Source organism: Kribbella flavida DSM 17836, from assembly GCF_000024345.1.
Taxonomy (GTDB): Bacteria; Actinomycetota; Actinomycetes; order Propionibacteriales; family Kribbellaceae; genus Kribbella; species Kribbella flavida.
Genome location: NC_013729.1, coordinates 3,693,201 through 3,716,197 on the forward strand (window position 1 = coordinate 3,693,201; position 22,997 = coordinate 3,716,197).

Below are 22,997 nucleotides of genomic sequence, written 5' to 3' on the forward strand. Positions count from 1 at the left end.
CGTAGATCGCTGCGCTTAGGGTGGGCGCATGCCTGCTCTGCACGATCTGGTCACCACGCTCGCCGCGCCCTGGGTCGCGCTCTCTCCGCGATCCGGTCAGCTGACGGGACAAGGCGCCGAGGGCGTGTACGCCCGGGACCGGCGGATCCTGTCCCGGCTGCTGGTCACCGTCGACGGCCGCGAACCGCTGGCCGTGCACGTCGACGAGCCGGCGGCCGGAACGACGACGTACTCGGCGGTGGTCGAGGGGCTCGGTGACACCGGCCACGATCCGACGGTGATGCTGCGGCGGACCCGCACGGTCGACGGCGAGGGGCTGACGGAGCAGTTCGTGCTGGTGAACCGTTCGCACAGCACGGTGGAGTGCACCCTGGCTGTTGCCGTCGGCACCGATCTCGCCGGCACCGCCGAGGTCCGCAGCGCCGCCGCCGCGGACCGGCCGGCCCTGCTGGCAACCCAGGACGAAGCAGCACTGCGCTGGGACTCGGCCGGAACGCGAGTGAGCGCTCTCCCGGATCCTGCGCCGCACACCGTCGCCGCATCAGGCGGGGCGGGTGACGCCGCGGCCATCACGTGGGAGCTACGAGTCGCGCCGGGGGAGGAGGCAACCGTCTCACTGCGAGTGAGCGCGATCTTCCCGCCGCCGACGGGGTTCGAGATCAAGCCGCCGGAGAGCCGGCCGACGTACGACGAGGTGCTTGTCTCCTGCGACGACACCCGCGTCGAGCGGTGGGTCCGCCGGTCGCTGCAGGACGTCGCCGCGTTGCAGCTCGGCACCGAGAACGCGGGAGAGCGGTATCTCGGGGCCGGACCGCCCTGGTACCTGACCCTGTTCGGTCGCGACTCACTGATCTCCTCGGGCATGCTGATCCCCATCGACCCCGAACTGGCCGCGGGCACGCTGCGCGCGCTGGCCCGGTGGCAGGGCAGCAAGGTCGACGCCGACGCCGCCGAGCAGCCCGGCAAGATCCCGCACGAGCTGCGCGCCGAGGTCGCCGATCACGGCGGCGGACTTGTCCTGCCGGCGGCGTACTACGGCTCCCACGACGCGACCCAGCTGTGGATCACCACGCTGCACAAGGCCTGGCGCTGGGGCATGCCGCGCGAGCAGGTCGAGGCGCTGCTGCCGTACCTGCAGAGAGCGCTCACCTGGATCCGGGACCACGCCGATCCCGACGGCGACGGCTTCCTCGAGTACCTGGACGAGTCCGGCCACGGCCTCGCCAACCAAGGCTGGAAGGACTCCAGCGACGCGGTCCAGTGGCCCGACGGCACGATCGCGACCGCGCCGATCGCGCTCTGCGAGGTCCAGGCCTACGCGTACGCCGCCGCGGTGGCGGGTGCCGAGCTGCTGACCGCGTTCGGCCTGGACGGTGCCGAGCAGTGGCTGACCTGGGCGGCCGAGCTGAAGATCCGGTTCCGGGAGAAATTCTGGGTCGACGGCTACCCGGCCATCGCCCTCGACGGCGAGAAGCGCCCGGTCGCCGGCCCGTCGTCCAACCTGGGCCACCTCCTAGGTACGGGCCTGCTCGACCCGGACGAGGAGGCGGCGGTGGCGGCAGTGCTGGCCGACCCCCAGCTCGACAGTGGCTTCGGACTCCGCACGCTCTCGACCGCGATGGCAGCGTTCAACCCGCTCGGCTACCACACCGGCAGCGTCTGGCCGCACGACACTGCGATGGCCATCCAGGGCCTGTACGCCGCAGGCCACGCCGCCACCGCGACGACGTACGCGCGCGGTCTGCTGACGACGGCGGAGGCGTTCGGCTACCGGCTGCCCGAGCTCTACGGCGGCGCCGGTTCAGCGGTGGAGAGCGTGCCCACGCCGTACCCGCTGTCGTGCCGCCCGCAGGCGTGGGCCGCGGCCTCGGCGGTCGCCGTCGTCGTCGCCGCGCTGGGAATCGACCCGCACGTGCCGGCCGGCACCCTCGACGTCTCACCCGCCGCCGACTTCCCCTGGACCACCCTGCGCATCGACGGTCTCCGGGTCGGAGAGCGCTCCCTGTCCGTGCACTACACGAACGGAAGGCTCACGGTGCACGCGTGACCCGTCAGTGGAAGGCGGTGAGCGCTGCCACCACCGCGATCGCCAGATAGCTGCCGCCGGCAAGGAAACGCTGGATCCGCCGACTGCGCGCGGACCGGAACCGGCGGCCGATCGCGTCTGCACCCACCGCGTAGCAGAGGTCGAGCGCCAAACCGATCACCAGCGTCGCGGCGCCCAGCAGCAGCATCTCGTTGCGGACCTGGACCGGTCCCGCGTCCCGGCTGGTGAACTGCGGCAGGAAAGCCAGGAAGAACAGCGCCGCCTTCGGATTGAACAAGTTCACCAGCACCCCGGCACGGAACACCCGGCCGAGCGGCTCGGCCCGCAACGTGCCGAGGCCGGAGCAGCCCGGGGGAGTCCGCAGCGTCCGCACCCCGAGATAGGCCAGATACGCGGCGCCGGTCAGCGAGATCGCCGTGAACAGCGCCGGTGACGCCTCAACCACCGCCACCAGGCCGAGCGCGGCGACCAGGATGTAGACCACCGACCCCGCCTCGATCGCGAACGCCGACACGACGCCGGCCCGGCGGCCCTGCGTCAGGCTGCGCAGCGAGATGTAGATGTTGTTCGGCCCGGGCATCCCGACCAGGACTACGGTCGCCCCGACGAACCCCAGCAACTGCCCGATCCCCATCCGCCCTGCCTGCCTTCCGTTGCCGCGATCCGGCCACCCGGCGGTGGACCGACCTGTCGCACTGGACCGCTCGATGGGTCTAGCCTGGCGGCGCGAGTTCCAGTCCACCCGAGCCAATTCGAGGAGAAGTGGACCGTTCCGGAGATCCGGCCGCGCTGGCCGACCTGATCGGCCGCCGGCTGAGTGGACCACCCGGCGGCCTCTACCGCCGGCTGGCCGACGCGCTCGCCGCCCTGATCGGCACCGCAGAACTGCCCGTCGGCGCCCGGCTGCCGGCCGAACGCCGCTTGGCCGAGGCCCTGGCCGTCAGCCGCAGCACCGTCGTCGCGGCGTACGACGAACTGCGCGGCCGCGGGCTGGTCGAGAGCCGCCGGGGCAGCGGGACGACGGTCGCCCGGGCCGCGAGCCGCGGCCGGTCCGGCGCCGACCGGCGCATGCCCACCGGGTACGGCGAGTCGTTGTTCCACCGGATCGCGTTCGGCCCCGGCGACGTGATCTCGATGACGTACGCCGTGGATCCCGGCATCCCGGAACTGGTCGCCGAGGTGCAGGATCTTGCCCGCACGGACCTGCCCGCGCTGCTGCAGGACGTCGGCTACCACCCGCGCGGGATCCTGCCGCTGCGCGAGCGCATCGCCGACCACTTCGAGCAGTCCGGCCTGCCGACCGGCCCGGACGAGATCGTCGTCACCAGCGGCGCGCACCAGGCGATCGCGCTGGTCACCCAGATGTACCTGCGCAGCGGCGCCGCGGTCGTGATCGAGCAGCCGAGCTGGCCGGGCTGCTTCGACCTGTTCGGCGCCGCCGGCGGCCGGGTGGTCGGCGTACCGCTGGACGACGCCGGGATCCGGCCGGACCTGCTGACCGCGGCGCTGAAGGAGCACCAGCCGGCGATGCTGTTCGTGATGCCGACCTTCCACAACCCGACCGGCCGGCTGATGTCGTCCGCCCGCCGCCGGCAGGTCGCCGAGCTCGCCGCCCGGTACGGCGTGGTGGTGGTCGAGGACAACGCGTACTCGGCCGGAGACCCGTCCGGCCCGGAGATCCCGCCGCCGCTGGCCGCGTTCGCCCCGGACCACGCCGAGGTGCTGTCGATCGGGTCGGTCTCGAAAGCGGTCTGGGGCGGACTGCGGATCGGCTGGATCCGGGCGCCGCGGCCGCTCGCGGAACGCCTCGCCCGGCACAAGGCGCTCGCCGATCTCGGCAGCCCGGTGATCGACCAGGCGCTGACCGCCCGGCTGCTGCCGCGGCTGACCGAGATCACCGCCGACCGGGCCCGGCTGGCCACCGGACGCCGCGCGCACATCGGCCGGCTGCTGGCCGAGCGGCTGCCCGAGTGGCAGTGGGAGGAACCGGCCGGTGGGTCGGCGTTGTGGATCCGGCTGCCGGACACCGACGCGCGGGTGTTCGCCCAGATCGCGCTGCGGCACGGCGTCGAGGTCGTCGCGGGGCACGCGATGGACCCCAGCGGCCTGCACGACGGCTACCTGCGGATCCCGTTCGCCTACCCGCCGGAGGTGCTGGTCGACGCGGTGGACCGGCTGGCGGGGGCGTGGCGGGAACTGCGCCGGCACGGCCCGGCGCCCGGCGTACCGATGGTCTGAGATGACGGATGGCGGTCACCCGGCTCGGGTGACCGCCATCGATGAAGGTCTGTTGGGGTCTGCGCCGCCATTGGCGCCTATGAGGCCAGGGGGTTACCGCTCCTCGTCCGCGGTGACAGCGGGAGCGGCTTCGAGCCGGCCCGTCTCGTCGTGGATCGTGATAGCGATGTTGCGCAGTTTCTCCGCGTGCTCCCGGCTGTGGTGGGCGCAGAAGAGCAGCTCCCCACCGGAGGTCAGGGTGACACGGACGTAGGCCTGCGCGCCGCAGCGGTCACAACGGTCCGCAGCCGACAGGGTCGAACTCGGGGCGAGTGCTGTAGTCACTTGAGGCCTCATCTCATCTAGTTCCGTACTCACCAGATAGCAACATCCTGACATGCGGATCGCTTCCCGGTAGGTGCAGCGTGTCCGAATGTGAGACGAACCACCTGTTCCCTTATGACGCATATTGACGGGGAATCGTTTCCGATTCGGGCGATCCGGTGTTTCCGGCGGGTGTCGGGCGTGTCTTTTCTCACTGTGCGCTACCCGCCGGTTACTGCGTGCGGATGTCCGGAGTGTCGGAGACCCGCCAGGATCGAGTCCGGATCGATATCTTCCGGAACACCTTTCCTGCCAAGGATTCGGAGTCGAAGCCGTCGTGGATGTGCGGTACCCGCGATCGCGCCGCACACGCCCGACCACGGACCCCTCCTGCCGGGTTTTGGGGGTGCCGCCTCGTAGGCTGTCACCGTGCGCGGGCCGAGCTCGCGCACGCTGTCTGCTTGTGAACCAGTGAAGGAGCCCAGTGGCCGCCCCGACGCCTCGCAGTACCGAGCTCGACCCGACGTACAACGCGCGCAACCTGCTCGTCCTCGAGGGGCTGGAGGCCGTGCGGAAGCGGCCGGGCATGTACATCGGGTCGACCGACAGCCGCGGCCTGATGCACTGCCTGTGGGAGATCATCGACAACGCCGTCGACGAGGCACTGGCCGGCCACGGCGACCGGATCGACGTCGTGCTGCACAAGGACGGTTCGGTCGAGGTCCGGGACAAGGCCCGCGGCATCCCGGTCGACATCGAGCCGAAGACCAAGCTCAGTGGTGTCGAGGTGGTCTTCACCAAGCTGCACGCCGGCGGCAAGTTCGGCGGCGGCTCGTACAACGCCTCCGGCGGTCTGCACGGGGTCGGCGCCTCCGTCGTGAACGCGCTGTCCGCGCGGCTCGACGTCGAGGTGGACCGCGGCGGTGTGGTCTGGACCACCTCGTTCCGGCGCGGCGTGGCCGGTGAGTTCGACGGCGAGGGCGCGACCGCCGGCTTCACCCCGGCCAAGGGCCTGCGCAAGGCCGGCCGGGCCAAGAAGGGCGTCACCGGCACCCGGATCCGGTACTGGGCGGACCGGCAGATCTTCACCCGCGACGCGGCCTTCAACTACGACGAGCTGGTCACCCGGGCGCGGCAGACGTCGTTCCTGGTGCCGGGTCTGGAGCTGGTGATCCGCGACGAGCGCGGGCACGAGCCGACCGAGGAGTCGTTCAAGCACGACGGTGGGATCAGCGAGTTCTGCGAGTTCCTGGCCACCGATCAGAAGGTCACCGACGTGATCCGGCTGACCGGCACGGGCCACTTCACCGAGACGGTGCCGATGCTCGACGACGCCGGCCACATGACGCCGACCGACGTCGAGCGCGACCTGGACGTCGACATCGCGGTGCGCTGGGGCGACGGCTACGAGACCGAGGTCCGCTCGTTCGTGAACATCGTGGCGACGCCGAAGGGCGGCACCCACGTGGCCGGCTTCGAGCGCGCGCTGTCGAAGGCGTTCACCGGCGTGCTGACCGGCACCAGGCTGCTGAAGAGCGGCGAGGAGGTCATCAAGGACGACGTGCTGGAGGGCCTCACCTCGGTCGTCACGGTCCGGCTGGCCGAACCGCAGTTCGACGGCCAGACCAAGGAGGTGCTCGGCACGCCGGCCGCGTCGCGGATCGTCGCGAAGGTGGTGCAGACCGAGCTGGAGAAGTTCCTCACCTCGGCCAAGGGCGCGGCCAAGGCGCAGGCCCGCGCCGTGCTGGAGAAGGTCGTCGCCGCCTCCCGGACCCGGGTCGCGGCCCGCCAGCACCGCGAGCTGCAGCGGCGCAAGACCGCGCTGGAGTCGTCGGCGCTGCCGGCGAAGCTGGCCGACTGCCGCAGCAACGACGTGGACCGCTCCGAGCTGTTCATCGTCGAGGGCGACTCGGCGCTCGGTACGGCGAAGCTGGCCCGCAACTCGGAGTTCCAGGCGCTGCTGCCGATCCGCGGCAAGATCCTCAACGTGCAGAAGGCGTCGGTCGGCGACATGCTGAAGAACGCCGAGTGCGCCTCGATCATCCAGGTGGTCGGCGCCGGCTCGGGCCGGACCTTCGACCTGGAGCAGGCGCGCTACGGCAAGATCATCTTCATGGCCGACGCCGACTCCGACGGCGCGCACATCCGCTGCCTGCTGGCGACACTGTTCTTCCGGTACATGCGGCCGCTGGTCGACGCCGGCCGGGTCTACACCGCCGTCCCGCCGCTGCACCGGTTCGAGCTGACGAACCCGAAGAAAGGGCAGGACAAGTACATCTACACCTACAGCGACGCGGAGTACCAGCGGAAGTCGGCCGAGCTGATGAAGAAGGGCGTGCGCTGGAAGGAGCCCCCGCAGCGTTACAAGGGCCTGGGTGAGATGGACGCCGACCAGCTGGCCGAGACCACGATGGACCCGCGGCACCGCACCCTGCGCCGGATCACCGTCGACGACGGCGAAGCCGCGGCGAGCGTCTTCGACCTGCTGATGGGCAACGACGTTGCTCCCCGCAAGGAGTTCATCGTGCAGGGCGCCTACGAGCTCGACGAGAACCGCATCGACGTCTGACCGTCCGACGCCAACCGGCGAGGCGTCCCCGGACCTGGGGTCTGCCTCGCCGTTGTCGTTTCTGCGCCACGAAGCCCCGACCACCTCGGTGTCCTGGGTCGTCACGGCTACACGGCGTCGGGTAAGAACGCTGTCACCAGCCGCAGACGAGCAGGAGCTATCGGTGCCGCCGTCGCATGCAGCGGTGACACCTCATTCGCGGCCCGAACTGCTCGGTACTTTGGGAGTCAGGCGTTATCAGGAGGCTGCGTATGCCCGTCGACCGACAGCTGCTGGATGCGGTCGCGAAGGCGTCTGGGCCAGTACAAACCGAAAGCGATCGTTGCTGCGCCTACGACGATGGGTACCATCGTGCCCCAGCCGAAGCCGTCGAGGACGTTGAACGCAGTCGACACCACGAGAACCGTCATGAAGACAATGAACGTGGAGCGGTTGCGACGCAGGAACAACAGCTGTTGTGCGGCGATCTTCGCAGCGGCGCCCCGGACGTCAGCATCAACAGGGATGGGACCGCCTCCGGCGGCGCGGTGTGCTGCGGCCAGCATCTGGGGTGGGAGATCGCCGGCGGCCGCGCGCAGCTGCCGGCGCTGCCTGTCGACGCTGAACACCAGCGTGACCCCGAGTAGTGAGCCGATCACGGCACCGCACACCAAGGCTTCGGGCCAGGTGAGCGGAATATCGAACCTGGCAACGAGGCCTATCAGGATTCCCGAAGCCAGACCGATGATGACCCCCAGGATCCAGCGCGGAGAGGTCAGCAAGTAGATGCGCACCTGTGCATCATCGCCCATTCGGCGGGTCGAGCGATCGACCCAACCGCCCGGAGAATTCCGCGTCCGTGAGGGAAACCCTCAACCGACACCTTCTGGCTGACCGCGAGACCACCGGCGCTGAGCGCACAGCTTGTCTCACAGAGGGGGCCCGATGATGTGTCCGATCAGCGGCGACTGTTCGTTACGATCCGGGCATGGCTCCACCGTCTGGAATCCTGATCGGGTACGCCCGCTGCCGGATTGTTGCTCGCGGCGCCCAACAGCTTACCCAGAGCGTCGGCCGGCCAGGAGCGCGAGGCCGGCGGGTAGCCTCGAAGGGCTGGTAGAGGGCTGCGGAGGAGTGAGCAATGGCTGTGGCTGAGCGGTTGGCGTGCTTCGACCTCGACAACACGTTGATCGACCGGAACGCGTCGTTCGTGGCCTGGGCCGAGTGGTGGGTGCCGAAGGTAGGGCTTGGTCCCGACGCGACCACCTGGTTGACCGATCACGACGAAGGCGGCTTCAAGCCCCGCGAGGTGCTGTTCGCGGGGGTGCGGGAGCGGTTCGGCGTCGAGGCGTCGGTCGACGAACTGGTGGCGGCCTACGACCGGGAGCATCCGTTGTTCACCTGGGTCGAGCCGGAGGTGCTCGACGGGATCGGCGCCCTGCGGACGGCGGGCTGGCGCGTCGCGGTGGTGACGAACGGCGGCGTCGTCCAGCAGAGCCTGAAGCTGGAGCACACCGGCATCGACAAGGCCGTCGACTACTGCTGCATCTCCGAGGCGGCCGGCGTCCGCAAGCCCGACCGGCGGATCTTCGAGATCGCGGCCGAGGGCGCCGGCAGTACCCTCGGCCGCGGCTGGATGGTCGGCGACCATCCGGCGTACGACGTCGCGGGTGGCATCAACGCCGGGCTGCGCACCATCCGGATCGGCGACCTCAACGGAACCGGCGGCCCGGTCGCGGACCACCAGTTCGGCAGCGTGCTCGACGCGTTCGGCGTGATTCTCGCCAGTTGACCCCCGGCCGCTCGCGCTGGACGCAACGGCCGGGCGTCGGGGTCAGGTCAAGGCGGAGCGGAGCATGGCGTGGGCGCCGCGCACGATTGCGTCGCGGTTGGCCTCGTAGGCCGGGTCGGTGATCTCGGTGGTGTTGCCGGCGCCGAACTGCAGCACCGGGACGTGCAGGTGGCCGGCCGGCATCAGCGGGTCGAGCCGGTCGCGCTGCAGGGTGTTGCGGTAGGCCACCTCGTTCGACAGGTAGCCGCCACCGGCGCCTTCCGAGGCGATCGATCCCTGCGTCGGGCCGAGCGGCCGCCGGACCGGTGTGGTCTGCCCGGCCGGGATCTCCAGCACCGACGTGTTCACCCGGGTCCGGAACGGCGTCACGTCGGTCTGCGCCATCCGCGCCGTCGGCAGGCTGGTGGTCAGCCACTCCGGACCGGCCGGCATGCTCGGGGAGACGACCGGCGCGCTGATCGTGCCACCGCCCCACAAGTTGTTGTTGTCACCGATCGAGCTGACCGACCGGCGCCGCCCGTTGAACACCTCGAGGTCGAACAAGCCCACCCGGCCCTGGCTCGCCGTCATCACCAGGTCGGCGTGCTGCGGGCCCGGCCGGTAGTGCGGGATGAGCGCGTGCTCGACCATGTTCTGGTCGAAGTCGGTGTAGCGGACCGGGAACACCACCGTCTGGATCTCGTACGTCGTACCGCCGACCTGCCAGCGCTGCCCGTCGAGGGACAGGGCGGTCGCGCCGGACGGGTTGCCGATCCGGATGTCGGCGTCGAGCGTGAACGGGTCGAACCCGGTGACCAGGACCTTGCGCACGCCCGGGCTGAACCGGGTGCTGGTGATGCCGCGGGACGCGTACTCCAGGGTGCGGATCAGCTCCGCGCGGTCCGCCGTACCGAGGCCGAAGGACGGCTGCCACTGGCGCAGGGCCCGGGTCATCGAGATGCGCGCCCAGTACAGGCCGCGGTCGTCGGTGGCCGGCAGGGCCGGAGCCTTCTGCTGGTGCTGGGCACGGTGGGTCGCGGTGCGCCACAGGGCCTCGGCCTGGGCGCGGACGACCAAGCGGGCGGCGAGCTTGTTCGGTGCCGCGCAGAGCAGCCGGTTGAACAGCGCGACGTGCCGGTCGAAGCCGGACCGGGCCAGGATCTGGTTCGGCACGGACGGGCCGCCGGCGACGCCGTTGTCCAGGCGCTGCTCTTCGACGGTCGTGGCGAGGGCCGGGTCGGAGCAGTCGGTGCGGGAGACCGTGGCCGTCGCGGGCGCCGGCGCCGTGGTGAGCACGGTGCTCAGGGCGAGCGCGCCGACGAGCAGGGAACGGGAAAGAGAACTTGGGCGGAGTCTCATAAGGGGTGTCTATCAGATCGCGGGGCAGCGCGCCGGACTTCGTGGCCCGTCGCGGGTATTGCAGACAGTATGCAATGGGTTACGTTCGGGTGGCGGCGTCCGCCCACACCGCCTCGCGTGAGGAGCACTCCTGTGACCAATCCTGACTCCAGCCGTCGCCGATTCCTGACCACCGCGCTGAGTGCCGGAGTCGGCGCGGTCGGCCTGGCCGCGTGCGGCAACGGTCCTGCGGCGACCGCGCCCTTGACGACAACACCTTCGGCACCTGGACCGGTGGCGTCCGGGCCGGTGTCCGGTACTCCGTCGGTCACGCCCGCGGCCGTTCTCCAGGTCGAGCCGCCGGTGACGACGGGCGAGCAGGCGCTGCGGCGGCTGCTGGAGGGCAACGCGCGGTTCGTCGCCGACCGGACCGAGGCAATCGACGAGGGAGTGGAACGCCGAGTTGCCGTGAGCAAGAGTCAGCAGCCGTTCGCGACAGTGCTCGGGTGCGTCGACTCGCGGGTGCCGGTGGAACTTGTCTTCGATCGTGGGCTCGGTGACCTGGTGGTCGTGCGCAGTGCGGGCGAGGCGCTGGACCACTCGGTCACCGGCAGCCTGGAGTTCGGGGTGGCCGAGCTGCACACGCCGCTGCTGATGGTGCTCGGGCACCAGCGGTGTGGCGCGCTCGACGCCACGATCAAGGCGCTGGACAGCCACCGGACGACGGCTCACGCCGGCCAGATCGACTACCTGGTCGAGACGCTCGCGCCGGCCGTCCGGCAGGTGTCCGGCAAACCGGGCGACCGCCTCGACAACGCGGTGCGCGCGAACGTCGGTCTGGTGATCGCCCAGCTCCGCAAGTCGCCGGTGCTCGGCCCGCTGGAGAAGTCCGGCAAGCTCACCCTGGTCGCCGCGTACTACGAGCTCGACACCGGCAAGGTCGTCGTCAGCGGCTGATCCGCTGACGGCGACCATGCGATCACGGGCCAGGCCGGGACGAACTGTTGTCGGGTGGCGTGGTCCACGGAAACTCTGTGACCCGGAGGTTGGTGCAGCCGTAGGGGATGAGCACCAGATCCTCGGCGTCGCCCGACGCGTCGACCGGACCGACGGGCGGGGCCGCTGCGGCGCCGCGTTCCAGACCCCACTCGACGCGCTGCCCGGTGACGTGCAGCTTGATCGGCGCGGTTGTGGGGGTGTACGGCAGATCGTCAGGTGGCGTCTGCTCCACCCGCACGTACTCCGTGACGTCACCCGGCGGGAGCGCGACCGCATAGTTCCATGGCCCGGTCGGGTGCACCTCCCAGGTCGCGTGCGGCTCGTCCCCACCGATTCTGCGCCACTGCTCCGGAACGGCGAGGGCGAACACCAGCGGTCCGCGCTGGACCGAGATCGCGCTCTCTCCGTGGGACACAGCCCGCACGCGGGCGGGCAGCCGCAGGCGGAGGAAGCGCTCTCCCGCCCATTCCCGGCCGACGAGGTGCACCTCGCCCGGGACGAGCGGCTCGGCGGGTTCGTCGTCGACGGTGAGCGTCGCGCCGGTCGCCCAGCCCGGGATCCGGAGGCGCAGCGGCCGCGACGACGTACCGGTGACGCGGAGCTCGACCTCGTCGGTGAACGGATAGCCGCCACCGACCTCGACCCGCAGGTCGTCGGTCTCCAGCACGCACGGCGCGTAGGAGAGCGCGGTCAGCCCGCCATCCGCGGCTTCCATCCACAAGTGGGCGGTGTACCGCGGCCAGCCCTGGTGGCGGTTCGCGGTGCAGCAGCCGAAGTGCGGTTCGAGACCGAAGACGTTCGCGTCGGGTCCGTTGTTCGTGTAGACCCGGTCCTCGGTGACGTGGCAGATCACCTGGTTGGCCTGCTGCACGTACTGATGCGTCCATTCGTCCGGCCCCACGGCGGCCGGCAGAGCGTTGAACGCGAGCTTCTCCAGCCGGGCCGCGAGCGGCTCGACCGGGCCCCAGGTCTCCAGGGCGACCTCGAGCGAGGCAAGGTACTCGACGACGGTGCACGTCTCGGTGCCCTGGCTCGGGTGCCGCCCGGCGAGGTGCTCGTCGCAGCTGTACAGCCCGCTCGCCTGCCCGTGGTGCTCGTCGAGCGCGGCGATCATCCGCAGCAGCCGGTCCAGCTGGCCGGGCGCGTCGTCGTACCGGGCCCAGACCGGCATCGCCTTCAGGCCCATCGCGACGTTGACGCCGTGCGAGGCGAGGTACTCGTCGTTCATCCAGTCGCCGGCGTTCGCCGCCTGCAGGCCGAGCAACGTTGCTTCCGGCACCTTCTCGCGGTACGGCAGGTCGTCGGCGAACGCGAACCAGTCGTACCCCTGCGCGCGGCACTTCGCTGCCAACGGCAACAACCAGGCCTCGCCGGTCAGCTCGTGCAGCTGGCTGATCACCCAGACCGCGTCGGTCCACCGGGACCGGGCCCACTCCCGCAGCGGCCACTCGTCGAGCACGCCGTCCAGGCAGCGCAGGAACCGCAGGCAGGCCGGCACGACGCGGGGGTCGCCGGTCGCGTCGTGGTGCTGCAGCAGCGCCTTCACCACGACGATCCGCGGCCAGACGTCGTGATCGGCGTACGTCGCCTCGCCCGTCCGCGGCCCGAACCAGCCGTCGGCGTGCTGGTGGTCGAGCAGGTGCCCGACCCAGCGCTCGACCTTGCGCTTCAGCCGGTCGTCGTCCAGCAGGTAGGCGATCCCGGTGACGCCGTCCAGCCAGTACGGTCCGCGCTCCCAGCCCTCGGCGTCACCGCCGATCCAGCCGCTGCGGGCGACGTCCGGCCAGAACTCGTCCAGCCGCCCGGCCATCCCTTCGGCCTGCTGCCGCATCCGCGCCTGCAGCCAGCCCGCCGGACGCAGGGTGCCAAGACGGAGCGGCCGAAGAGCAGAGGGCCGCAGGGAAGCGGGGCGCAGGGAAGCGGGGCGCAGGGAAGCGGGGCGCAGGTCGCCGACGGCCGGCACCCCGGCCCGGTCCTCCGGTGGCACGGTGGTCAGCTGACCTGGGTGAGGCGTCCGGTGTCCACGTCGTACATGAAGCCACCGACGAGCACGTCCTCGCCGATCAGCGGGTGGGAGCGGACGGCGGCGACGTCGCGGCGCAGCGCCTCCAGCTGGTCGGGAATGACGTTGAGCGGCAGGTAGCCCGCGGGCTTGCCGGACACGCGCTCGACCTTGGCCCGCAGCTCGTCCTCGGTCATCGCGGCCATCGCGCACCGGGTGTGCGGGATCACCATGATCCGCCGGACGCCGAGCAGCTGGACACCGAGCACGAGCCCGGTCATGGTCAGCTCGGTGACCCGGCCGCCGGCGCTGCGCAGCACCTTGGCGTCCCCGGGCTTGAGGCCGAGCATCTCCAGCGGCGGGATCCGCGAGTCCATGCAGGTGACCACGCCGACGCCGGCGTGCGCGATGCCGTCGAAGCCGCTGTAGGAGAAGTGGTCCGCGTAGTCGGCGTTGGCCGCGAGCAGGTCTTCGAAGCCGGGGACCGGGGGTGGGGCGTCCGTGGTCATCGGCGGTCTCCCGCCTGTACGGTGCCGGCACGCAGGATCGACATGTCGTAGGGCTCCTTTCCGCAGGATTCCGGACGGGGTGGGTCGGCGAGCTCGGTGGTGACCTCGACCTGCCAGGTCCGTCCGTCGGTGTGCTGGACGGTCACGGTCTCCACCTCCTCCGCGACGACGCCGAGCGCGTCCAGGGCGACCTCGCCGATGAGGTCACGGACGGCGATCTCGGCGACTTGGCCGCGCTTGGTCCAGGCGGACCGGCCGCGCAGCGTGGCCAGGACCGTCTCGCCCCGGTCGGCCGCGGCCAGGACGGCGGCGGCCGATTCCACGGTGAGACGCCCGTGCATGGTCCCGGCGGGCAGCAGCGTGCCGGTCGGGGAGAACCGGTGCCCGCTCAGGTGGTTGGACTCCCAGACCCGGCCGGGAGCGACAGCTGCCAGGCCGGCCACGACCGGCCGGCCGAACAGCGCGCAGCACTCGTCCCGCTTGCCGTTCGTGCAGATGAGCAGCACCGGCCGGGTCACGGGGGAGAGCTCGGGCAGCGACGCCCGCACGGCCACCAGATCGCCGCGCCGAACCGCTTCCAGGTCGAGCTCGTCGAGCTTCAGCGGGTCGTCGACGAGGCCGCCGAGCAGCCACGTCCGGCCGGGGACGGAGCTCGCGACGTACACCTGGTGGGCGGCCGATACGGCGTCCGCGTGCCGGCCGGGACTGCGGATCAGCCCGAACCGCAGGTCGGCCTTCTTGCACGCGGCGTCGACCCGCCGGCCGAGATCGGGGTCGAGGTGGCTCTGGGTCGGAGCCTTCGCACCCCACGGTCCCGGCTGTTCGACGACGACCCACCCGGTGGCCACGACGGCCGTTCCGGGCATCGGTTCGTCCAGGTCCCGGCAGATCGTCGAGCACAGGCCGGGGCTGGTGACGGGTGGTGCGCTCACACCCGCCAACGGTACGCGAGCCGTTGCCCGGTCCCGAGCAGGGTGGTCAGTCGTGGACAGCGCGCCGCCTCCCGAGCAGCACGACGGCCAGTACCGCGGCCGCGAACGCGCAGACCGCCGCGCCGGCGAAAATCGTGTGCACCTGGGCGATCGCCGCCTCGCGCAGTGCGTCGACGAAGGGCCGGCAGGAGCCGGGCGCCGTCGGGCAGAGTTCGTTGGGCGACGGGATGTCCTCGGCGAGCGCGTAGTACCGGCGCAGGCCGATCGCGGTCAGGGCCGAGACGCCGACGAGCATGCCGACCATCCGGGCGACCACCACGAGCGCGCTGACCAGGCCGTGGCTGTCCTGCGGCGTGGCGGCGAGCATCGCGGTGTTGACCGGCGACAGGGCCAGCCCGAAACCGAAGCCGCACCCGAGCAGGACGAGCGTGGCCGGAACGGAGTCCAGCGCGTCGCGACCCCAGAACGCCATCACAACGAACATCGCCCCCGCCAGCGCGAGGCCGGCGCCGGTGATCCAGCCGAGGCCGTAGCGGCGGGTGAGCCAGCCGCCGACGACCGCGCCGACAGGCAGCGCGACCAGGAAGCGCAGCAGGACGAGGGCGGCAGCCAGTTGCCCGCCGCCTTGCGTGGTCCGGGCGAAGACCGGGACGTCGACCAGAGCCGCGATGAGCGCGGCGCCGACCAGGAAGCTGATGACGAGCGACCCCCAGGCCGGCTTCGCCCGGAGCAGGCCGGCCGGAACGATCGCCCGCGGCGTACGGCGCTGCCAGGCGGCGAAGACGACGGCGAACACGGCCGCCGCGAGGAGCAGCCACGGGCCCGCCGGAGCCAGTACTTCGCGCTCGGGATCAGCGGTGGCGAAGGCCAGCACCACGCCGGCGAGCGCCAGCGCGAGCAGCAGGGCGCCGATCAGATCGACCCGGCCGAGCAGCGATCGGAGATCGGCCTTGCGGAACAGCAGCACCAGCCACAGGCAGAGCAGGACGAGGGTGACAACCCCGATCGGCGTCAGCAGCCGGGAGTCGCCGGTGAACGGGACGAACGGCAGACCGAGGGTCACGCCGGTCGCCAGTCGCTCGGGTGCTGTCAGCGTCAGGCCGAGTGCCACGCAGGCCAGGAGTCCGACAGCCGCCGAGAGCGGTGGCCGTCGACGGCCACGGAGCAGAACAGCCAGGACGAGGGCGACGGCGAGGTTCAGCCAGAAGATGTACCGCCAGTCGGCCACGGCGAGGACCGCGGCGCCGAGCAGCGGGCCGACCACCGAGCCGAGCTCCTGGACGGCGCCGACGACGCCGAGAGGCAGGCCGCGTTTCCCGGGTGGCCACAGATCGGCGACCAGGGCCAGCGTGGCGGGCACGAGTCCACCGCCGCCGATGCCCTGCAGGAACCGGCCGGTGACGACCAGGGTCAGGTCGTACGCCGTCGCGGTGATCAGCGAGCCGACCGCGAACAGCAGCAGCGCGCCGACCAGGACCGGCGTACGGCCGACCACGTCGGCGATCCGGCCGATCAGCGGCAGGACGGCGATGTAGCCGAGCAGGAAGCCGGACACGATCGGTGCCGCCCGCTGCAGCTGGTCCGCGGACAGGCCGACGCCGGCCATCATGTCCGGCAGCGCCAGCACCACGACGTAGGTGTCGGCCGCGGCGAACGCGACCGCGATCGAGGCCAGCGTCAACCGGGCGCGCGGGCTGCCGACCGAGGTCGCCGTGGAGCTGGTCACCCGTGCTCACCAGGGGGCGTCACGGCTTGGTGATCTCCACCTGTTCGCCGTAGCGGTCCAGGGTGACGTCGTAGCTGCTGGTGACGCCGTCGTAGAACGGCCCGGTGATCGTTGCCGACACCAACTGCTTGGTGTCCTGGTCGATCTTGAACGTGCTCGGGAAGTCCTGCCCGGCCGGCGCCTTCGGGAAGATGCCCTGCAGCGACTGGCCCTGCACGGCGCCGGTCACCTCGGTCAGCACCTTGGCACCGTCCCGCGTCTCGCCCTTGATCGCCGGGTCCTTCAGCGTCGGCAGCACCGAGGTCAGGCCCTTGGCCGGGTCCAGCAGGATCGCCGGGTCGGGCGCGCCGAGGCCGGCCAGCTGGCTCGGCGGCAGCTCGATGAACTTGGGCGTGAACGGCAGCTTGGCGTACACCTTGCTGCCGACCGCGACCACCTCGGCGTCGATCGGCGAACCGGCCGCGCGCACGGTCAGCTTGCCCTTGAACGCCGGCGCGTGGGTGGCGACGCCGTCGCCGCTGGCCAGCGTCTGCGCCGTGTCGGGCAGGTCGCGGCCGGTGAGCACGATGTGCACACTGGCCGCCTCGTCGATCGTCTTCTTGGCGTCGGTCAGCAGTGCGACCGGGTCCTCGCCGTTCTTCTTGTCGCCGCCGTCGTCGGTGCTGCCACTGCAGCCGGTCAGGGCGAGCACCAGCACCGCGCCGAGCGCGACCAGTCTGTTCATGACCTCAGCCTGCCAGGTTCGAGGCGCAGGCCGCGATCGGCTGCGCCACCGGTACGCCGGAGCCGTCGCGGCGCGGGTCGATCGGCGGCAGCTCCACCGGCGCCCCGCTGGTCGCGCTCGCCTTCACCGGCGCGGTGCCGACGAAGCCGAGCAGCAGCCCGTCCTCGCCCTTGAGCAGCCGCTGGCAGCGCACTCCGCCGGTCCCGCGGCCCTTGCCCGGGTACTCGCTGAACGGGGTCACCTTGACCGCGCCGACCTCGGTGCCGGGCAGTGCCGACGAGGAACCCGCGACGGTGACGACGTGCGACTCGCGGGCCGGGTCGACCGCGCCGAAGAAGACCACCTTGGCGCCGGCCGACAACCGGATGCCGGCCATCCCTCCGGCCGTCCGGCCCTGCGGCCGGACCACCGAGGCGTTGAAGTGCAGCAGCTGCGCGTCACTGGCGATGAAGCAGAGCTCCTCCTCGCCGGTGGCCAGCTCGACCGCGCCGACCACTCGGTCGCCGTCGGCCAGCCGGATGATCTCCCAGGAGTCGCGGTTGCTCAGGTGGTCCGGAACGACGCGCTTGACCACGCCGGTCGCCGTACCGAGCGCGACGCCGACGGATTCGGGGTCCATCGTGGTCAGCGCCAGGGCCCGCTCACCGGCCTCGAGCTCGACGAACTCCGCGATCGGGGCGCCGCCTTGCAGGTTCGGCGCGTTGGCGGTGGTCGGCACGGCCGGCAGGTCGAGCGACTCCAGCCGGATCAGCCGCCCCGCACTGGTGATCAGGCCGTACTGCCCGCGGGCGGTGCTCTTCACCGCCGACACGATCGCGTCGTGCTTGGCCCGGCCCTCGCCGTCGCCGAACGGCTCGACGCCGTTGGTCCGGGCGAGCAGCCCGGCCGAGCTCATCAGCACCCAGCACGGGTCGTCGGTGACCTCGAGCGGCACGGCCGCGGTCTTGGCCGCGCCCGACGACTCCAGCAGCACCGTACGCCGCGGCGTGCCGTAGGTCTTCGCGACGTCGGCGAGCTCCTCGGAGACGATCTTGCGCAGCAGGGCCTCGTCCTCGAGGATCGCGGTCAGCTTCTCGATCTCGCGCTCCAGCTCGGCCTTCTCGGTCTCCAGCTCGAGCTTGGAGAACTTGGTCAGCCGGCGCAGCGGCATGTCGAGAATGTAGTTGGCCTGGACCTCGGACAGGTCGTAGATGTCGATCAGCCGGGTCCGGGCGGCGCCGGCGTCGTCGCTGCTGCGGATGATCTGGATCACCTCGTCGATGTCCAGGATCGCGATCAGCAGGCCGTCGACGATGTGCAGCCGGTCCTGCGCCTTCTTCCGGCGGAACTCGCTGCGCCGCCGGGTCACGTCGTAGCGGTGCTCGAGGTAGACGTCGAGCAGCTCGCGCAGACCCAGCGTGCGGGGCTGGCCGTCGACCAGGCAGACCGCGTTGATCGAGAACGAGTCCTCCAGCGGGGTCAGCTTGTACAGCTGCTCCAGCAGCGCCTCGGGCACGAAGCCGTTCTTGACCTCGATCACCAGCCGGGTGCCGTGGCTGCGGTCGGTCAGGTCCTTGACGTCCGCGATGCCCTGCAGTTTCTTGGCCTGGACCAGCGTCTTGATCTTCTCGATCACCTTCTCCGGGCCGACCGTGTAGGGCAGTTCGGTGACCACGATGCCCTTGCGCCGCGGGGTGACGTTCTCGATCCGGGCGGTGGCGCGCATCTTGAAACTGCCGCGGCCGGTGGCGTAGGCGTCCTTGATGCCCTCCAGGCCGACGATCTTGCCGCCGGTCGGCAGGTCCGGGCCGGGCACGAACCGCATCAGGTCGTCCAGGTCGGCCTTGGGGTGCTTGATCAGGTGCCGCAGCGCCTGGACCACCTCGACCAGGTTGTGCGGCGCCATGTTGGTCGCCATCCCGACCGCGATCCCGGCGGCGCCGTTGACCAGCAGGTTCGGGAAGGCGGCCGGCAGCACCGCCGGCTCCTCCTCCTGGCCGTCGTAGTTCGGCTTGAAGTCGACGACGTTCTCGTCCAGGCCGTTGGTCATCGCCATCGCCGGCGGCGCCATCCGGCACTCGGTGTACCGCATCGCGGCCGGGCCGTCGTCGAGCGAGCCGAAGTTGCCGTGGCCGTCGATCAGCGGCACCCGCATCGACCACGGCTGCGCGGTCCGGACCAGGGCGTCGTAGATCGCGCCGTCGCCGTGCGGGTGGTACTTACCCATCACCTCACCGACGACGCGGGCGCTCTTCACGTGACCGCGGTCGGGGCGGATGTTGTTCTCCGCCATCGAGAACAGGATCCGCCGCTGCACCGGCTTGAGGCCGTCCCGGGCGTCGGGCAGCGCCCGGGAGTAGATCACCGAGTAGGCGTACTCCAGGAAGCTGGTGCGCATCTCGTCGGAGACGTCGACGTCGAGGATGCGCTCCTCGAAGTCCTCCGGTTCGGCGGTGGTGCTGGAACGGCGTGCCATGCGGGTCTACGAACTCCTCGGTCCCTGTCGGGTGCTGGTGCCTGGCCGGCTGGTGCCGGCCCGCTGCCGGGCGTGCCGCGGCGGTCCGGCGGCAGCGCCATTGTCCCCGGTCGGCGCCGCGAAGCACGGCAGCGACCCGGCCCAATCGCGCCAACCCTACGACGCCGTACCGACAACCCGGTGGGCACCGCCGGTGCCGGGGCCCGCCGCGGCGGCGGACCCCGGCCGGGCGTCACCAGATCTTGTCGTCCGGGGACGGCGCCGAGGTGATCCGGACCGAGTCGGCGGTGATCCGGACGGAGTCGTCGGTGATGCGGACCGAGTCGGTGGTGCCGCCGGTGATGCGGACGGAGTCGTCGGCCAGGGCGGTGGCCGGGACTGCCAGCAGGCCCGCGGTGAGCAGGGCGCCGGCGAAAAGACGTTTGCGCATGGTGGTTCCTTCCTGTTCTGCCGGCCCGTCGAGCAGGTGGAGGCCCCACCGGCCCGGACCGGCGACCCGATTCTGCGGACGCCGCGAGTCGGCGCCGGCTGGATGTCGTTGTGGTCGAAGTGTTGGCCGCGGAGGACTACGGCGTGCTACTCGGTGGCCGCCGACGGGTGGGAGTGCCGCAGGATGAACGCGGTCGGAGCCAGTGCGGCGCCCGCGGCGAGGACCAGGCAGACAACGACGATGCCGAACAGGATCGCCCACGGGACCGTGGTGGGGACCTGGCTCAGGCCGTCGTTCATCGCGTGCCGGATGAGCAGCCCGACGGTGACGGTGATGACCGTGCCGAGGGTGAGGGCGACCGCGCCGACCAGCGTCGACTCCCACAGCACCATCCGGCGGATCTGGGCCGCAGTGGCGCCCAGCAGCCGGGAGGTGATGAACTCGCGGCCGCGCTGCAGGCTGCCCATCAGCAGGGTGTTCACGATCGCGATCGCGCTGTAGAGGGCGGCCGGCCCGAGCAGCAGCACGATCCCGAGCTTGTTGCCTTCGCGCAGTCCTTCACTCTGCGCGGCCTCCCAGGCCGCGGCCGGTTCCGCCCGCGCGCCCGTGCCGCCGAGCGCGGTGTTGAGGGAGTCGACCAGCGACGCGGTGTCCTGTCCGGCCACCGGCAGGACGAACCAGCGATCCGGCTGCGCGGCCGGCGCGTGCTTGCGGGCGAGCGCGGGCGGTACCAGCATCGCCGCGTTGACCTCGGCGGCGGTCCGGACGATCGCGACGATCTCCAGCCGGTCGGTGGTGCCGTCGGTGAACGCCACCGGGATCTCGTCGCCGACCCGGTACCCCTCGTAGCCGGCCAGTTCCTTGCTGATGGCCACAGTGCTGCCGGAGAGCCGGCCGAGATCGCCGGAGAGCGCTTCCAGCGTCCGGGCCCGGGGCGCGACCGAGAGGTCGACCCCCTCGGCGTCCACGATCTCCGCGGAGTCGTGGTCGACGCGGATGATCGGCAGCCGCAGCGCACCGTCGGCCGCGGCGACGCCCGGGGTCCCGAGAATGCGCTCTCCGAGATCTCCCGGGGACGCGCCGGCCGGCACGGTCTCCGGCGCGGTGACGACGATCGGCGCCAGCACGGTGTCGCGGATCGTGGCGGTCGCGGCGTCGGCGGCGAAGCTGAGCGTGAGCACCATCGAGCCCGCGATCCCGGAGATCGCCAGGATCGGCGCGGCCAGCGAGGCGGTGCGCCGGGGCGCGGCGACCACGTTGCTGCGGGCCAACCGTCCCGACACCTGCGTCCAGGCGACCAGGGGCAGTGCCAGCAACCGGCTGACCCACGGCACGACCAGCGGGCCGAGCAGCGTCAGTGCGACCACGAGCAGCATCGGCGTGAACATCGCCAGCGGGATCACCGCCTCGCCGGTCCCGGGCTGGATCAGCGCCAGCAAGACGATCGCCCCGGCCAGGAACAGGACGCCGAACACGATCCGGACCGGACCGAGCCGGGGCGGTTCCAGCGCGGCTTCCCGGAGCGCGTCGATCGGGCCGATGCGCCCTGCCCGGCGAGCCGCCGACCGGGCGCCGAGCATCGCGACCGCCAGACCGATGGTCATCGCGATCGCCAGTGGCACCCACGGACTGGCCGGTTCCAGCTTGACCGGCGCAAGCTCCGTGTACGACGCCTTCGCGAGCAGCAGGGGAGTGAGCAGCTGGGCCAGGACGGCGCCCGTCAGCGCGGCGGCGAACGCGACCACCAAGGCTTCCCCGAGCACCATCCGGCGGATCTGCCGGGGCGTGGCGCCGACGAGCCGGAGCAGGCCGATCTCGCGGCGCCGCGACGCGACCGCGAAGGCGAACGTGCTCGCGATGACGAAGATCGTGATGAAACCGCAGATGGCGCCGACCATGCTCAGCACCGCCTGCAGACCGGACACGTCCTGGCCGGAAACATTCACCGTGACGGTCCGTGCCGGTTCGCCGTCACCGCCGGGCAGCTGGACGGGGATCCCGCCCGCCCCGGGGCCGTCGTACGCGATGGTGGCGGCGGTGGCCGTGGCGGCCAGGCCGAGCAGGAGCACGCCGACGGCGAGAGCGACGAAGGAGCCGGCGTACAGGGAGCGGTGGCGGCTGACGGTCTGGCGGCTGAGGAAGAACATCAGCGCTCCAGGTCGCTCATCGCGGCGGCGATCTGCTGCGGGGTGCCGCGGTCGAGGGAGCCGGCCACGACACCGTCGGACAGGAAGACCACCCGGTCGGCGTACGCGGCGGCCAGCGGGTCGTGGGTGACCATGACGACGGTCTGCCCGCTGGCGTCGGTTGCCGACCGCAACAGGTCGAGGATCTGGCGGCTGGTCTTGCTGTCGAGCGCACCGGTGGGCTCGTCGGCGAAGAACACCGCTGGGCGGGTGATCAGTGCGCGAGCGATGGCGACCCGCTGCTGCTGGCCGCCGGAGAGCTCCGCGGGGCGGCGGCCTGCTTTGTCCTCCAGTCCGACCTGCTGGAGCACCTGGTGAACGTCTCGCCGCTGCGGGCGGCGACCGGTCAGCCGGAGCGGCAGCGCGACGTTGTCGTAGACGGTGAGCGACGGCAGCAGGTTGTAGGCCTGGAAGACGAAACCCATCTGCTCGCGGCGCAGCTTGGTCAGCGCGACCTCGGAGAGGCCGTGCAGGGGCGTCCCGTTGAGCACGACGGCCCCGGTGGTCGGTTTGTCGAGGCCGGCCGCGCACTGCAGCAGCGTCGACTTGCCGGATCCGGACGGTCCCATCACCGCGGTGAAGGACCCCTGCTGGAAGTGGTAGGTCACACCGCGCAGCGCATCCACCGCCCCGGCCTTGGACCGGTAGGTCTTGGTGATCCCGTCCAGCAGCAGCGCGGGCGGCCGGCCGTCGGCTTGGTGCCAGGCAGGCGGTACCGGGTGGGGCATTGCTGCGGTGTGCGGTGGCTGGTCGTGCGACGTGGTCCTGGACATGGTCCCAGCCAACCGC

At 71.4% G+C, this 22,997-nt stretch carries 18 protein-coding genes; 5 read left to right on the forward strand and 13 right to left on the reverse strand.

The window, feature by feature from the left end; genetic code table 11:
• The first annotated feature begins 28 nt into the window (after positions 1-28).
• Positions 29-2,047, forward strand: coding sequence for an amylo-alpha-1,6-glucosidase (locus tag KFLA_RS17090; protein ID WP_012921053.1), 2,019 nt, complete (start codon positions 29-31; stop codon positions 2,045-2,047).
• A 4-nt stretch (positions 2,048-2,051) separates the two neighbouring features.
• On the opposite strand, the gene KFLA_RS17095 is transcribed toward KFLA_RS17090, so the two are convergent.
• Positions 2,052-2,681: a LysE family translocator gene (locus tag KFLA_RS17095; protein ID WP_012921054.1), complete on the reverse strand. Its 630-nt coding sequence runs from the start codon at positions 2,679-2,681 to the stop codon at positions 2,052-2,054.
• Between the two features lie 128 nt (positions 2,682-2,809).
• On the opposite strand from KFLA_RS17095, the gene KFLA_RS17100 reads away from it, so the two are divergent.
• The gene (locus tag KFLA_RS17100) at positions 2,810-4,285 is read left to right on the forward strand and encodes an aminotransferase-like domain-containing protein (RefSeq protein WP_012921055.1); all 1,476 of its coding nucleotides are present in this window, start codon (positions 2,810-2,812) and stop codon (positions 4,283-4,285) included.
• Positions 4,286-4,378: 93 nt separating this feature from the next.
• Here the strand turns inward: KFLA_RS17100 and KFLA_RS17105 are convergent, their stop codons facing one another.
• Positions 4,379-4,621, reverse strand: a complete 243-nt coding sequence (locus KFLA_RS17105) for a DUF7455 domain-containing protein (protein ID WP_012921056.1) — start codon at positions 4,619-4,621, stop codon at positions 4,379-4,381.
• 451 nt (positions 4,622-5,072) lie between these two features.
• Here KFLA_RS17105 and KFLA_RS17110 point away from each other — a divergent pair, with 451 nt between their 5' ends.
• Positions 5,073-7,157, forward strand: coding sequence for a DNA gyrase/topoisomerase IV subunit B (locus KFLA_RS17110; protein WP_012921057.1), 2,085 nt, complete (start codon positions 5,073-5,075; stop codon positions 7,155-7,157).
• Between the two features lie 227 nt (positions 7,158-7,384).
• Here KFLA_RS17110 and KFLA_RS17115 read toward each other — a convergent pair whose 3' ends face one another.
• Complete coding sequence (locus KFLA_RS17115; RefSeq protein WP_041289369.1) at positions 7,385-7,930, reverse strand: hypothetical protein; 546 nt, start codon at positions 7,928-7,930, stop codon at positions 7,385-7,387.
• A 347-nt stretch (positions 7,931-8,277) separates the two neighbouring features.
• Between KFLA_RS17115 and KFLA_RS17120 the strand changes: the two genes are divergently transcribed.
• On the forward strand, positions 8,278-8,928 hold the full coding sequence (locus KFLA_RS17120) for an HAD family hydrolase (protein ID WP_012921059.1): 651 nt from the start codon (positions 8,278-8,280) through the stop codon (positions 8,926-8,928).
• A 42-nt stretch (positions 8,929-8,970) separates the two neighbouring features.
• Here the strand turns inward: KFLA_RS17120 and KFLA_RS17125 are convergent, their stop codons facing one another.
• Entirely contained in the window at positions 8,971-10,266 is a 1,296-nt protein-coding gene (locus KFLA_RS17125) for a pyroglutamyl-peptidase I (protein WP_012921060.1), read from the reverse strand.
• A 132-nt stretch (positions 10,267-10,398) separates the two neighbouring features.
• On the opposite strand from KFLA_RS17125, the gene KFLA_RS17130 reads away from it, so the two are divergent.
• Positions 10,399-11,202, forward strand: a complete 804-nt coding sequence (locus KFLA_RS17130; RefSeq protein WP_012921061.1) for a carbonic anhydrase — start codon at positions 10,399-10,401, stop codon at positions 11,200-11,202.
• 22 nt (positions 11,203-11,224) lie between these two features.
• Here the strand turns inward: KFLA_RS17130 and KFLA_RS17135 are convergent, their stop codons facing one another.
• The 9 genes from KFLA_RS17135 to KFLA_RS17175 all read right to left on the reverse strand — a co-directional run bounded on the left by KFLA_RS17135 (position 11,225) and on the right by KFLA_RS17175 (position 22,936).
• Positions 11,225-13,075: a beta-L-arabinofuranosidase domain-containing protein gene (locus KFLA_RS17135; protein WP_148256662.1), complete on the reverse strand. Its 1,851-nt coding sequence runs from the start codon at positions 13,073-13,075 to the stop codon at positions 11,225-11,227.
• A gap of 161 nt (positions 13,076-13,236) precedes the next feature.
• Entirely contained in the window at positions 13,237-13,755 is a 519-nt protein-coding gene (locus KFLA_RS17140; RefSeq protein WP_012921063.1) for a beta-class carbonic anhydrase, read from the reverse strand.
• Entirely contained in the window at positions 13,752-14,687 is a 936-nt protein-coding gene (locus KFLA_RS17145) for a sucrase ferredoxin (RefSeq protein WP_012921064.1), read from the reverse strand. Before KFLA_RS17145 ends, KFLA_RS17140 begins: the two co-directional genes overlap by 4 nt.
• Before the next feature lie 46 nt (positions 14,688-14,733).
• Complete coding sequence (locus KFLA_RS17150) at positions 14,734-16,413, reverse strand: MFS transporter (RefSeq protein ID WP_012921065.1); 1,680 nt, start codon at positions 16,411-16,413, stop codon at positions 14,734-14,736.
• 19 nt (positions 16,414-16,432) lie between these two features.
• Positions 16,433-17,137 carry an LppX_LprAFG lipoprotein gene (locus KFLA_RS17155; protein WP_012921066.1) on the reverse strand — a complete coding sequence of 235 codons (705 nt, stop codon included), beginning with the start codon at positions 17,135-17,137 and terminating at the stop codon, positions 16,433-16,435.
• A 4-nt stretch (positions 17,138-17,141) separates the two neighbouring features.
• A complete protein-coding gene (locus KFLA_RS17160) occupies positions 17,142-19,592 on the reverse strand; it encodes a DNA gyrase/topoisomerase IV subunit A (protein ID WP_012921067.1) in 2,451 nt (816 codons plus the stop codon).
• Between the two features lie 232 nt (positions 19,593-19,824).
• A complete protein-coding gene (locus KFLA_RS17165; protein WP_012921068.1) occupies positions 19,825-20,022 on the reverse strand; it encodes a hypothetical protein in 198 nt (65 codons plus the stop codon).
• Between the two features lie 146 nt (positions 20,023-20,168).
• Positions 20,169-22,169, reverse strand: a complete 2,001-nt coding sequence (locus tag KFLA_RS17170) for an FtsX-like permease family protein (RefSeq protein WP_012921069.1) — start codon at positions 22,167-22,169, stop codon at positions 20,169-20,171.
• Positions 22,169-22,936, reverse strand: a complete 768-nt coding sequence (locus KFLA_RS17175) for an ABC transporter ATP-binding protein (protein ID WP_012921070.1) — start codon at positions 22,934-22,936, stop codon at positions 22,169-22,171. Before KFLA_RS17175 ends, KFLA_RS17170 begins: the two co-directional genes overlap by 1 nt.
• Between the last annotated feature and the right edge of the window lie 61 nt (positions 22,937-22,997).

Bases quoted from the DNA above. Each gene is read 5' to 3' on its own strand.
- KFLA_RS17160 (WP_012921067.1), bottom strand. From the start codon at position 19,592: ATGGCACGCCGTTCCAGCACCACCGCCGAACCGGAGGACTTCGAGGAG.
- KFLA_RS17170 (WP_012921069.1), bottom strand. From the start codon at position 22,169: ATGTTCTTCCTCAGCCGCCAGACCGTCAGCCGCCACCGCTCCCTGTAC.
- KFLA_RS17095 (WP_012921054.1), bottom strand. From the start codon at position 2,681: ATGGGGATCGGGCAGTTGCTGGGGTTCGTCGGGGCGACCGTAGTCCTG.
- KFLA_RS17155 (WP_012921066.1), bottom strand. From the start codon at position 17,137: ATGAACAGACTGGTCGCGCTCGGCGCGGTGCTGGTGCTCGCCCTGACC.
- KFLA_RS17090 (WP_012921053.1), top strand. From the start codon at position 29: ATGCCTGCTCTGCACGATCTGGTCACCACGCTCGCCGCGCCCTGGGTC.
- KFLA_RS17120 (WP_012921059.1), top strand. From the start codon at position 8,278: ATGGCTGTGGCTGAGCGGTTGGCGTGCTTCGACCTCGACAACACGTTG.
- KFLA_RS17165 (WP_012921068.1), bottom strand. From the start codon at position 20,022: ATGCGCAAACGTCTTTTCGCCGGCGCCCTGCTCACCGCGGGCCTGCTG.
- KFLA_RS17125 (WP_012921060.1), bottom strand. From the start codon at position 10,266: ATGAGACTCCGCCCAAGTTCTCTTTCCCGTTCCCTGCTCGTCGGCGCG.
- KFLA_RS17105 (WP_012921056.1), bottom strand. From the start codon at position 4,621: ATGAGGCCTCAAGTGACTACAGCACTCGCCCCGAGTTCGACCCTGTCG.
- KFLA_RS17140 (WP_012921063.1), bottom strand. From the start codon at position 13,755: ATGACCACGGACGCCCCACCCCCGGTCCCCGGCTTCGAAGACCTGCTC.
- KFLA_RS17135 (WP_148256662.1), bottom strand. From the start codon at position 13,075: ATGCGGCAGCAGGCCGAAGGGATGGCCGGGCGGCTGGACGAGTTCTGG.
- KFLA_RS17175 (WP_012921070.1), bottom strand. From the start codon at position 22,936: ATGCCCCACCCGGTACCGCCTGCCTGGCACCAAGCCGACGGCCGGCCG.